At 61.4% G+C, this 12,082-nt stretch carries 12 protein-coding genes; all 12 read left to right on the top strand.

What is annotated here, in order from left to right; all coding sequences use genetic code 11:
- Positions 1 to 40: 40 nt before the first annotated feature.
- Positions 41 to 1,675, top strand: a complete 1,635-nt coding sequence (locus BP737_RS09825) for a type II/IV secretion system ATPase subunit (protein ID WP_342686157.1) — start codon at positions 41 to 43, stop codon at positions 1,673 to 1,675.
- Positions 1,675 to 3,612: a type II secretion system F family protein gene (locus tag BP737_RS09820; protein WP_342686156.1), complete on the top strand. Its 1,938-nt coding sequence runs from the start codon at positions 1,675 to 1,677 to the stop codon at positions 3,610 to 3,612. Before BP737_RS09825 ends, BP737_RS09820 begins: the two co-directional genes overlap by 1 nt.
- A gap of 104 nt (positions 3,613 to 3,716) precedes the next feature.
- A complete protein-coding gene (locus BP737_RS09815) occupies positions 3,717 to 3,869 on the top strand; it encodes a hydrogenase maturation nickel metallochaperone HypA (RefSeq protein ID WP_248534680.1) in 153 nt (50 codons plus the stop codon).
- Positions 3,853 to 4,389 (top strand): alpha/beta hydrolase, encoded by a 537-nt coding sequence (locus BP737_RS09810; protein WP_292410733.1) that lies wholly within the window; start codon positions 3,853 to 3,855, stop codon positions 4,387 to 4,389. Before BP737_RS09815 ends, BP737_RS09810 begins: the two co-directional genes overlap by 17 nt.
- 51 nt (positions 4,390 to 4,440) lie before the next feature.
- Positions 4,441 to 4,770, top strand: a complete 330-nt coding sequence (locus BP737_RS09805; RefSeq protein WP_292410743.1) for a V-type ATPase subunit subunit G family protein — start codon at positions 4,441 to 4,443, stop codon at positions 4,768 to 4,770.
- Complete coding sequence (locus BP737_RS09800; RefSeq protein ID WP_292410731.1) at positions 4,757 to 6,721, top strand: V-type ATP synthase subunit I; 1,965 nt, start codon at positions 4,757 to 4,759, stop codon at positions 6,719 to 6,721. Before BP737_RS09805 ends, BP737_RS09800 begins: the two co-directional genes overlap by 14 nt.
- 4 nt (positions 6,722 to 6,725) lie before the next feature.
- Positions 6,726 to 6,974, top strand: a complete 249-nt coding sequence (locus tag BP737_RS09795; RefSeq protein ID WP_292410729.1) for an ATPase — start codon at positions 6,726 to 6,728, stop codon at positions 6,972 to 6,974.
- A gap of 11 nt (positions 6,975 to 6,985) precedes the next feature.
- Positions 6,986 to 7,564 (top strand): V-type ATP synthase subunit E family protein, encoded by a 579-nt coding sequence (locus BP737_RS09790; RefSeq protein ID WP_292410727.1) that lies wholly within the window; start codon positions 6,986 to 6,988, stop codon positions 7,562 to 7,564.
- 13 nt (positions 7,565 to 7,577) lie between these two features.
- Entirely contained in the window at positions 7,578 to 8,633 is a 1,056-nt protein-coding gene (locus BP737_RS09785) for a V-type ATP synthase subunit C (protein ID WP_292410725.1), read from the top strand.
- Between the two features lie 2 nt (positions 8,634 to 8,635).
- On the top strand, positions 8,636 to 8,938 hold the full coding sequence (locus BP737_RS09780) for a V-type ATP synthase subunit F (RefSeq protein ID WP_292410724.1): 303 nt from the start codon (positions 8,636 to 8,638) through the stop codon (positions 8,936 to 8,938).
- The gene (locus BP737_RS09775) at positions 8,938 to 10,692 is read left to right on the top strand and encodes an ATP synthase subunit A (protein WP_292410722.1); all 1,755 of its coding nucleotides are present in this window, start codon (positions 8,938 to 8,940) and stop codon (positions 10,690 to 10,692) included. The genes BP737_RS09780 and BP737_RS09775 overlap by 1 nt, the downstream gene beginning before the upstream one ends.
- Before the next feature lie 2 nt (positions 10,693 to 10,694).
- Complete coding sequence (locus tag BP737_RS09770; protein ID WP_292410721.1) at positions 10,695 to 12,080, top strand: ATP synthase subunit B; 1,386 nt, start codon at positions 10,695 to 10,697, stop codon at positions 12,078 to 12,080.
- Positions 12,081 to 12,082: the final 2 nt, after the last annotated feature.

Genomic DNA, 12,082 nt, shown 5'->3' with positions numbered 1-12,082 from the left:
TAGCCTATGACCGGCAATTGAGAGAGCCCGGGATGCCGCGATGACGGCAGAGAGAGAAGGCTCTTCGGCGGCCCGGGAGCGGTCCGGTTCGGTCCATCTTCTGGATCGCCTTCTCCGCTTCCGGAAGGGTGGCGCGACCGTGGGCAGGTACGACCCCATGGTACACGGCCACCTCGCGGAAGCGGAGGTCCCGGCGGGCTACGAGGAGATCGACCGCTACTGGATCACCCGGGGCCTTGCCCTCGCCGTGATAGCCCGCAATGCACAGACGAATCAGGTCGAGTTCCTCCTCTTCGAGCCGGTGCTCTCGGAGTTTGAGTACGAACTCCTGGAACGGCTCTTCGACGACCTCCACGACGTCCTGATCCTCGACGACCACGCCATGGCTTCTGATCGCCGGACGGTCCTCTCCGGGAAGATGGAGAAACTCCTCGCGGAGTACGGCCTCGCCCTCCCCGATGCCTCTATTTTCCGGCTCCGCTACTACCTCGAGCGCAACTTCCTCGGTTGGTCGCGCATCGATGCGCTGATGAAGGACGCCCTGATCGAGGATATCTCGTGTGACGGCGCGGGGGTTCCGCTCTTCCTGTATCACCGCAGGCACCAGAACATCAAGACGAACATCAGGTTCGACGAACCGGCTCTGAACTCGCTCGCGATCACGCTCGCCCAGCGTTCGGGGAAGCATATCTCCATCGGAAGCCCGCTCGTGGATGCAACCCTCCCCGACGGGTCGAGGCTGCAACTCACCTTCGGCAGTGAAATCACCACCCGCGGCACGTCGTTCACGATCCGGAAGTTCCGCGAGGTGCCGTTTACACCCGTGGAGCTGATTGAGACGAACACCTTCGACGTCGACCAGCTCGTCTACTTCTGGATGGCGATCGAGAACAACAGGAACCTGCTCTTCATCGGCGGCACCGCGTCAGGAAAGACCACGTCGCTCAACGCGGTCGCCCTCTTCATCCCGCCGCTTGCGAAGGTCGTCTCCATCGAGGACACCCGGGAGATCACACTCTATCACGAGAATTGGGTCGCGAGCGTCACGCGTGAGACGGTATCCGGGGGGCCCGGCGCTCCCGTCATCGGGATGTTCGACCTCCTCAAGGCCGCGATGCGGCAGCGTCCCGAGTACATCCTGGTCGGAGAAGTCCGGGGGAGCGAAGCCCGGACGCTCTTTCAGGCGATGAACACCGGGCACACGACGTTCTCCACCATGCACGCCGGCGGCGTCGATGCAGCCATCCACCGCCTGGGGAGCGACCCGCTCAACGTGCCGAGGAACATGCTCCAGGCGCTCGACATCATATCCGTCCAGGCGCTCACCCACCGGGGGCCCGACCGTGTCAGGCGTTGCCGGGAGATCGTCGAGATTGCCGGTATCGACCCGCTCACCGACAACCTCCAGGTGAACACGGTCTTCGAGTACAACCCCGTACCCGACACTTTCTCCTACAGCGGGCGGTCCCGGATCTACAGCGAAATCATGGAGTACCGCGGCTGGAGCCGGACCCGGCTCGAAGAGGAACTGCAAACCCGGCGCCGCGTTCTCCTCGCTCTCGCCGCGCAGGGTATCAGAGACTACGGTGCGGTCGCCCGGATCATCCAGATCTTCGCGGTTGATCGCGACCGGGTGATCGCCTCCCTTGACGACCTCGGCGGGCTGGTCCGGTGATGCTGCCCGCCGGCGCGCACCTCCACCGCTTTGTCCGCCGGTGGGTGGAGCGCGACCCCGTACGGTACCGGAGCCTCCACGAAGACCTTGTTGCGGCGAACATGGGGGTGACGCTCGACCGCTACCTCCTCCGGGCATTCCTCGTCTCCGGGCTCTTCGGCGTGCTCTGGGCTGTTCTCGCGTTCCTCGCGATGCGCCTCGCGGTCTTCCCCCGGGTGAGCGTCGGGGTCTACAACGTATTTGCCATCCATCTGCCGGGGTTCGAACTGACGGATACCTGGATCGATCTCCTGCAGGTTGCCGCAAGCGCGGTCACCTTCGTCCTCACCGCCTATGCGGCCTATATCTTCTTCATGTGCTACCCGTCCATTCTGAAGAAGAGTCGGGCGACCCGGATCAACCTGCTGCTCCACAACGTCGTCTCCTACATGTATGCCATGCGCCAGGGCGGGACGGAGATGATGGAGGTCTTCCGGGCGATCAGCGCAAATCCGGCGGTCTATGGTGAAGCGGCCCACGAGTTCCGGCGTGTCGTCCGGGACGCCGATTACTTCGGCTGCGACCAGATCACAGCACTCCGTCACCTGCAGGAGACGACCCCGTCGGAGAAGCTGCGTGAGTTCGCCGAGGACCTTATCTCCGTGGTCGAGAGTGGGGGGGATCTTCTCGGGTTCCTTGATGTGCGGGTGCGGATATACCAGGAAGATGCCCGATTCGAGCAAAAGACCTTCCTCTCCGCGCTTCAAATGGCAGCCGAGGTCTACGTGACGCTCTTCGTTGCCGGCCCGCTCTTCATCATCATCGTCATGGTCGTCCTGGGTTTCATGAGCAGCACGCCGCTCATGGCACTTTCGATCGTCATCTACCTCCTCGTTCCTCTGGGTTCACTCCTCTTCCTCCTTGCTATCGACGCGATCTCAATCAAAAGCGAGCCGGTCGAGCGGTATGCCAGTATGAAATGGCTCCATGAGTTCGACGATGTCCGGGTCGAAGAGCGATCCGGTGACGAGCCGCATTTCCAGCGCCTGGAGCGTTACGACCGGGTCAGGAAGATTCGGTCATTTCTGCGTCACCCCCTCCAGGCGTTCCTCGTCGAGCCGAACCGGACGTTTTACGTGACGGTGCCGGTTGCGCTCGCGTACGTCGCTCTCACCGTCCTCGCGACTCCGGCCTATCCCGACACGGAAATTCTCATCGATGTGCTGGACGACCATCTGGTCGTGGGGTTGCTGATCATCCTCATTCCCTTCGGCGTCTTCCATTGGTTCTGGCAAAAGAGGGTGATGGAACTCGAGGCGGAGATCCCCGAGTTCCTGAATCGCCTCTCCGGGATAAACCAGGTGGGCCTGACGCTCGCGCAGGCCATTGTGCTCCTCGTAAAGGCGGACCTCGGGGTGCTGACCTACGAGATCAGGAAGATCAAGCGTGACATCGAGTGGGGCGCCAGCGTCCAGGAGGCGCTTGTGCGGTTCGAGGAGCGGATACGCACCCCCACCATCGCCCGGACGGTGACCCTGATCACGACGGCGAGCCGGATGACCGGGAATATCAGTGAAGTGCTCTCCATCGCGGCGCGCGATGCCGCGATCTCGGAGAACCTCAAGCGCGAGAGGCGGGCCGAAATGTTCATCTACACCGCTATCGTCTATCTGGTCTTCATCGTCTTCCTCTTCGTCGTGGCCGTTATCGATCTCCAGTTCCTCTCCGTGCTGGCCGACGTCAGCGTCCTGGTCGCGGATGCGGGAGCTGGCGCGGTGCCTATCGGGAAGACGCCCCTCATAACGTTCGAGCGTCTCCTCTACCACGGATGCATCATCCAGGCATTCTTTTCGGGCCTGATCGCCGGGCAGATGGGGGAAGCGTCGCTCCGGGCGGGCGTCAAACACGCAGCTGTGATGCTCATCATCGCGTTCGTGGTCTTCACGGTCTTTCTCTAGGGCCGGCGCCTCCGCGGATCGTCCAACCCTCCCTCATGCGGGTGTCGGGGTGCCGCAATAGGTTTTATACCCTCTGCCTTCCATCTCTCTTTCGGTGATGCCAGATGTGTACAGTCGGTGGACCCGTCGATATCGAGTTCAATGAGCGGGTGAAGGGCAAGAGTTACCGCTGCAAAGAGTGCGGCGAACGGTTCAAGGGCGTAGGAAAGCGGCCCATGTGCCCGAGCTGCCAGTCGGAAGATGTCGAAGAAGTCTGAAAGCGGCGCTGCCGGGAGGTCGTCTGCCGGGCCGGGCGTGACGACCCTGCCCCTCGGCGACGAACTTCTCCTCATCCGGGGAGAATGCTCTTTTCTACTTGTTGCGAAGGCCGGCTCAAGGTTTCCGCTCTGTATTGAGACCCCGGACGACGAGTACTGTCTCGCGGTCGACCCCGACGACCTGGTCGCCGTCTCCATGCCGGAAGGCGGCCCCGTTGAGCAGGCACGCATGATGCTTGAACTGGTCCGGCGATACCACGTCCCGCTCGTCGTCCTTCCGAAAGACCATCCCGGCTCGAAACGGTTGTCGATGGTCGTCTCGGTCGCCCCGGAGATCCTTCTTGCCTGCGACATCCGGCGGGGGACCCATCCCGGACAGCACCTGCTCTGCTCGTCCGGGGAGTTCTCCGGAGTCTCGATTGCAGGAATTCCCGGGGGCGTTGCGGTGAAAAACCTGCCGCCCGGGGCGGTGGTGAAGCATCTGGATGCGGAAAAATCCTCCGCAGACAAACAACAATAAATATATGCTCAATTTCCTCAAATATTCATGAGCCGTGAGAAGGAGGGTTTGATGAAGACCGATGTCCTGAAAAGCATCAGGGAAACTGAAGAAGAGTATCAGGCAATGATCCGTGATGCGCAGGCCGGGAGGAAGAAGAGCCTCTCGGATGCCGAGGTGGAGGCTGACAACCTGATCCAGAAGGCGCAGAAAGATGCCGAAGGATACAGGAATCAGCGTCTTGCCGAGGCGCGGGCCCAGGCGCAGAACAGGTATGCAGGGATCGTCAAGGAGGGTGAAGCACGCGCGGATGCCTTGCAACAGCAGGGCGAAAGGAACCTTACAAAAGCTGTAGACTTTATTGTCGCACGGTTCAAGGAGCAGCTGCATGCTAAGGCCTGAACGGATGCGCCGGCTGCTCATCGCGGCCCCGAAGGGTGAGATCGACACCATCGTGAGAGTTCTCTACCGCCACAACGTCTATCATATCGAAGACTTTGTGCCGGAGAGCGCGTCAGACGAAGCGCTGTCGATCGGTCACCCCCTCCCCGGGGCGAGCGATGCGGCTTCGGCGCTGATCAAGGTCAGGGCAATCGAGAATGCGTGCGGGGTAGACCCGGAGAGCGTAGAAGTCGGGGAAAAGGTCCCCGCATCGAAGGTTCGGGCGATGATCCGGACGGACCTCCCCGCCATCCAGAACGAGGTGGAAAACCTCGTTTCAACGCGTTCGAGACTGGAGACGCGGCAGAAGGAGCACGAACAGCGCGTAAAGGAACTCGAACCGTTTACCGTGGTCCCCCTTGACCTGGAACTCTATCGCGGGTACACGCAGTTTACCGTTTTTACCGGGCATATCGCACACGATGTCGAGATCGACGTCCCCAACGAGAAGTTTTTTTCCGGCGAGGTGGACGGCAACATGATCGTCGTCGTGGTGCAGAGCGAACACCGCGAGCAGGTCGAGCGGTTTCTCCTCGATGCCGGTTTCCAGGCGATCCCCGTTCCCGATGAGACGGGCTCCCCGAAAGAGCGCCTGGAGTCCCATGCAGAAGAAGCCCGGAGGATTAGCGACGAAGTAACTGCGGTCAATGCAAAGATCGCGGGTATCTGTAAGCAGCACACCGGCTTCCTGGTAGCATGCGATGAACTACTCACGGCTGACGTAGAGCGGGCGGAAGCCCCGTTGCGGTTTGCTACCACGGAAGAGACCTTCATTACCGAAGGGTGGGTGCCGGAAGACCGGGCGGAGAGGGTCCGGGATGCGCTGGAGAAAGCGACCGACGGGAAGATCTACATCGAAGACCTGGAGATCGACGACGACACCGCGGTCCCGGTGGAGTACGAGAACCCGTCGTTCGCCAGACCGTCGCAGTTGCTCATGGACCTCTACGGGCGGCCGCGCTACTCCGAGCTTGACCCGACGCTGCTGCTGGCCATCGTCTTCCCCATCTTCTTCGGGATGATCCTCGGAGACGTGGGCTACGGCGCCGTGCTGCTGGCCCTGAGTCTCGGGCTGCGGAAGTTCCTGAAGGGCGAAGGAGGAAGAAATCTGCTCAAGGTGCTCGGGGTTTCAAGCATATCAAGCATCATCTTCGGCGTACTCTACAGCGAGTTCTTCGGGTTCTCGCTCCCGTGGGCGCCGGTGATCTTCTCCCGGCACCTCAACATCGGGGGAGCCGCGAGCGGTCACGGGCCTCAGGTTGTCGAACTGATGATCGTTGCGATCTGGATCGGTATCCTGCACATCACGCTCGGGCGCCTTATCGGCGTTCGCAACGCACGGAGCCTTTATCACGGCAAACACGCGACAAAGGCGATGATCTCCAACCTCGGCTGGCTCGGGGTCATGTGGGGCATCCTGCTTCTGATCTGGGCGTTCTTCCCCATCCCGCTGATGCCCGACCTGACGGGTCTGCCCGTTGTCGCCATGGGATTCAACGTCTCCGCTGTGGCGGGGATCGTCCTCTTAGTGGCCGGCGTCATCGGGATCGCGCAGGAGAACCCGCTCGAGATCGTCGAACTTCCGACGATCGTCAGTCACGTGCTGTCGTACGCCCGTTTGACGGCGGTGGGCTTATCCTCGGTCGCAATCGCAATGGTGGTCAACTACATCGCGATCGGGATGATGATCGAGCCCCAGCTTGCAGCAATCACGCCGGTCGGCGTGGTCCTCATTATTGTCGGCATTCTCGTCTTCCTGCTGGGGCACGTGCTGAACACGGCACTCGGCCTCCTCGGCGGCGGTCTGCATTCGATTCGTCTTCATTATGTTGAGTTCTTCACCAAGTTCTACAAAGGTGGAGGCAAAAAGTACAACCCATTCGGTATGAAACCCAAGTTTACGGAGGAATAAGAAAATGGTAGATGTTGGCACAACTCTTGAAATGGTACAGGCATCGCAGGCAGGAATGAGCGCAGTCGGCGCAGGTCTCGCAGTGGGTCTCACCGGCGTCGGTACCGGCCTTGCTGAGATGGGCATCGGTGCGGCGGCCGTCGGTGCGACCGCAGAGAACAGGGATATGTTTGGTCTTGCGCTGCTCTTCACTGTGATTCCGGAAACCATCGTCATCTTTGGTCTTGTGGTTGCACTGCTGCTTCTGTTCTGATGGAGTGAACCATGGGACTCGAAGCAGTCGTCAACGAGATCCGGGAGAAAGGGCGAAAAGAGGTCGAGGCGACCCGGGCGGAGACCCGGGCCGAAGTCGACGCGATCCTCCGGGACGCACAGGAACGTGCTGCCGGGATCAAGGTGTCGGCACAGGAGGAAGCGGACCGGGCGGCCACCCACATCATCAACCAGGAGACCTCTGCGGCGAACCTCGTCGTCAAACGACAGGTCTTAAACGCCCAGAAGACGCTCCTTGACCAGGTCTATTCGGCCTCGCTCGCCGCTGTCGGTTCGCTGCCGGCCGAATTCCAGGAGAAGGCGCTCACCGAGTTGTTGAAAAGAGCGGCGAAGGTGATCAAGAAGGGCGTCGTCCATGCGAACGAGCGGGACCTTCCTATGGTCGAGGCGATTATCTCCCGGCAAAGGACGCTCTCCGGCTATACCGTGGGCGACCCGGTCGAGATTGCCGGAGGCGTCATCGTCGAGAGCAACGACGGCGAACTGCAGATCGATTACAGTTACCGCACGTTCCTGGACGAAGTCTGGGAGTCCGACCTGAAGGATGCGTCAGATATCCTGTTTACATGAGGAGGGTTCATAAATGGCAGGAGTAAGTAGCGGATCGGCCCAGTACATTTACGCCTGCACCCGCATGCGGGTGCGTAAATCGCTGCTGATACCGCGCGAGGATTATCTCCGCATGCTGAATATGAGCCTGCCTGAGATCACCCGGTTCATCGGCGAGACCAATTACCGGTCCGAGATCGATGAACTCGGCACCTCCTTCTCCGGTATCAACCTTGTCGAGGTGGCCCTGAGCTGGAACCTCGCGAAAGAATATCAGAGCATCCTGGAACTTGTCCCGGGAGACCTGAAGCACTTTACCGTCAGTTATCTGCGCCGCTGGGATATCCAGAACGTCGTCACGATCCTGCGCGGTAAGCTGCAGGGGATGCAGCCGGGCAAGATCAAGGAGGTCCTGGTTCCGGCCGGCGGGCTTGACAAGGTCGCTCTCGATCGTCTTCTCGCCGAAGAGTCGCCGGAGAGGGTCGCCGAGGCGCTCAGGGGCGAGCGGTTCTATCCCGTCATCGAGAGGGAACTTCCCCGCGCGACGGAGACCGGGTCGTTTGCCCATCTGGAGAACGAACTCTACAAAGGGTATTATGCCCGGCTCATCGCCGACGCGAAAGCGGGCGTGAAGGGCGGGGATATATTCCTGAAGTACATCGAGCTCGAGATCGATATCCGGAACATCCAGAACCTCTTCCGCCTCCGGGCGGGGCACGTTCATGAGGATGTCCGGGAACTGATGCTTCCCGGCGGCTCGTTCTCGGTGGAGGAACTGCAGCGGCTCTCGGGGATCGAGAACCGGGACGAGTTCATCGACGCTCTTAAGCGGCAGGTGAAGATGGTCCCGCTCTTGAATGCGCTCGAAGGGGTCCGGGACAAGAGTGCCATCCACGAGATCGAGGTTGCATTGACCCGGGTCCAGCTTGAGCAGATGGAGCGGATGTCGAAACGGTATCCGTTCTCGATCCTCCCGGTCCTCGTCTACCTGGAGGAGAAGAAATACGAGGTCGCGAACCTTCGCGCCCTCGCCCGGGGCAAGGAAGCCGGCCTCCCCGGTGAGCGGTTACAGGGCTACCTGGTGATGTAGAAATGGAGATCGCAGTTGTCGGTACCGGTGAATTCATCCTCGGTTTTCGGCTTGCAGGTGTAAGAAAGACCTATACGGCCGAGACCGACGAGCGGCTGGTCGAGTACATCAACCAGGTGCTGGATGACAGAGATGTCGGCATCCTCGTACTGAAGGGCAGCGACATGGAGCGGATCCCTCTGCGGCTTCGCACCACCCTTGAAAACTCCGTCAAGCCGACGGTGATCGCGATTGGCGGAGAGGCGGGCGGCCTGTCGATGAGAGAGAGAATCAAGAGATCGGTGGGTGTTGATCTGTGGAAGTAATGGAAAAAGCAAAAGGAAACAGGACTCAGGGAGTCCTGAAACGGATTTCAGGGCCGGTCGTCACTGCCGTCGGTCTCGACGCACACATGTACGACGTGGTGAAGGTCGGCAATGAAGCACTGATGGGGGAGGTCATCAAGATCCAGGGTGAGAACATCATCATCCAGGTCTACGAAGATACCGCCGGCATCAGGCCCGGCGAGCCGGTGGAGAATACCGGCCTATCGCTCTCGGTGGAGCTCGGGCCCGGGCTGCTGACCAGTATCTACGACGGGATCCAGCGGCCGCTCGAGGTGCTCGTGAACAAGATGGGCAACTTCATCGAGCGCGGCGTATCGGCCCCGGGCCTCTCCCACGAGAAGAAGTGGGAGTTCGTACCCGTGGTGAAGGCCGGCGACGAGGTCCGGGCCGGGGATATCCTCGGCACGGTCCAGGAGACGAACATCGTCCATAAGGTCATGGTCCCGCCCCGGTCGAAGGGCGGCAAGATCAAGAAGATCTCGGGCGGTACTTTCACGGTGGATGAGACCATCTGCACCTTCGAGGACGGCACCGAGGTCACCATGCTCCAGCGCTGGCCGGTCCGTGTGCCCCGTCCCGTGAAGGAGAAGTTGAACCCGGACGTCCCGCTGGTCACCGGCCAGCGAATCCTGGACGGCCTCTTCCCTATCGCTAAAGGCGGAACGGCGGCCATCCCCGGACCGTTCGGGAGCGGCAAGACGGTCACCCAGCAGCAGCTCGCGAAGTGGTCCGATGCCGAGATCGTCGTCTATATCGGCTGCGGCGAACGCGGAAACGAGATGACCGAGGTGCTGACCGAGTTCCCGGCGCTTGAGGACCCGAAGACCGGCCGGCCGCTGATGGAGCGGACGGTTTTGATTGCAAACACCTCGAACATGCCTGTGGCCGCCCGTGAGGCATCCGTGTACACGGGGATCACGATCGCCGAGTACTTCCGGGACATGGGCTACGACGTCTCCCTGATGGCGGATTCCACCTCCCGGTGGGCCGAAGCCATGCGTGAGATCTCGAGCCGTCTTGAAGAGATGCCCGGCGAGGAAGGGTATCCTGCATACCTTGCGGCCCGCCTCTCGGAGTTCTACGAACGGGCCGGCCGCGTGGTGAACACAAACGGCACGAGCGGTTCGGTCTCGGTCATCGGCGCGGTATCGCCGCCCGGCGGCGACTTCTCGGAGCCGGTCACCCAGAACACCCTGCGTATCGTCAAGGTCTTCTGGGCACTGGACGCAAAGCTCTCCCAGCGCCGGCACTTCCCGGCCATCAACTGGCTGAACTCCTACTCGCTCTACCTCGATTCGCTCAGCGAGTGGTACGACCGCGAGGTCTCGCCCGAGTGGAACACGCTCCGGTCCTGGGCGATGGGCGTCCTCCAGAAGGAAGCCGAGCTCCAGGAGATCGTCCAGCTGGTCGGTTCCGACGCCCTGCCCGACGAGGAGCAGGTCACCATCGAGGTGGCGAGGATGCTCCGTGAGATCTTCCTGCAGCAGAACGCCTACGATCCCGTGGACACCTACTGCTCGATGACCAAGCAGTACGACATGATGCGGGCGATCAAGCACTACGCCGACCTTGCCCGTACCGCCCAGGCGGGCGGAGCGACCCCGCAGCAGGTCATCAGCGTGAAGAGCAAGAACGAGCTCCCGCAGATCAAGTTCACCCGGGACTACGAGCCCATGCTCGATGCGATCATGAAAGACATGGAATCTGAATTCGATGCGTTGAGGGCGGCGTGACCATGAAGGAGTACAGGACGATTTCACAGATTGCCGGCCCCCTGGTCTTCGTCGAGAAGACGGAGCCGGTGGGCTACAGCGAACTCGTTAACATCGTGACCGCCGACGGTACGGTCAAGCGCGGCCAGGTGCTGGACACGAGCGACGAGATCGTGGTCGTTCAGGTCTTCGAGACCACCGCGGGCATCGGCAGGGACTCGGGCATCCGCTTCACCGGCGAGACGATCAAGATGCCGGTGGGAAGGGATATGCTCGGTCGTATCCTCTCCGGCGGCGGCAAGCCGATCGACGGCGGCCCGGAGATCGTGCCGGAAAAGCGGCTCGAGACCACCGGTGCGGCCATCAACCCCTACGCCCGTTCGTCTCCCGCGGATTTCATCCAGACGGGTATCTCGACGATCGACGGGACGAACACCCTGGTCCGAGGTCAGAAACTCCCGATCTTCTCGGCATCGGGTCTCCCCCACAACGATGTGGCGCTCCAGATCGCCCGGCAGGCAAAGGTGCCCGGCTCGACGGAAGAGTTCGCCGTGGTCTTTGCGGCCATGGGCATCACCCGGGAAGAGGCCAACTACTTCATGGCCGACTTCGAGAAGACGGGCGCTCTTGAGCGGGCGGTCGTCTTCTTAAACCTCGCGGACGACCCGGCGGTCGAGCGGATCATCACGCCGCGTCTCGCGCTCACCACCGCCGAGTACCTGGCGTTCGACCTCGGCTACCATGTGCTGGTCATCCTGACGGATATGACCAACTACTGCGAGGCGCTCCGCCAGATCGGCGCGGCCCGTGAAGAGGTACCCGGCCGGCGCGGCTATCCGGGGTACATGTACACGGACCTCGCCAGCATCTACGAGCGTGCAGGCATCATCAAGGGCGTCAAGGGCTCGGTGACCCAGATCCCGATCCTGACGATGCCGGGCGACGATATCACGCACCCGATCCCGGACCTGACCGGCTACATCACCGAAGGGCAGATCGTGGTCAGCCGTGACCTGCACCGAAAGGGTATCTACCCTCCGATCAACGTGCTGCCCTCGCTCTCCCGTCTGATGAACCTCGGTATCGGGAAGGGGCACACCCGCGAAGACCACAAGAAGGTCTCGGACCAGCTCTATGCGGCCTACGCGGAGGGTAACGACCTTCGCGGGCTTGTCGCCATCGTCGGGAAAGACGCGCTCTCGGAGCGCGACCGGATGTTCCTTGAGTTCGCCGACCTCTTTGAGGACCGGTTCGTCAGGCAGGGCCTCTACGAAGACCGGTCGATCGAGGAGACGCTCGACCTCGGCTGGGAACTCCTCGCGACGCTCCCCGAAGAGCAGCTCGTGCGCATCGACCGCGAACTGATCCAGAAGTATCACCCGAAGTACCGGAAGAAGGCCCAGGAGTAAGT

It is taken from the genome of Methanoculleus sp. UBA291, from assembly GCF_002499755.1.
GTDB lineage: Archaea > Halobacteriota > Methanomicrobia > Methanomicrobiales > Methanoculleaceae > Methanoculleus > Methanoculleus palmolei.
This window is presented reverse-complemented; position numbering and strand designations above follow the sequence as displayed.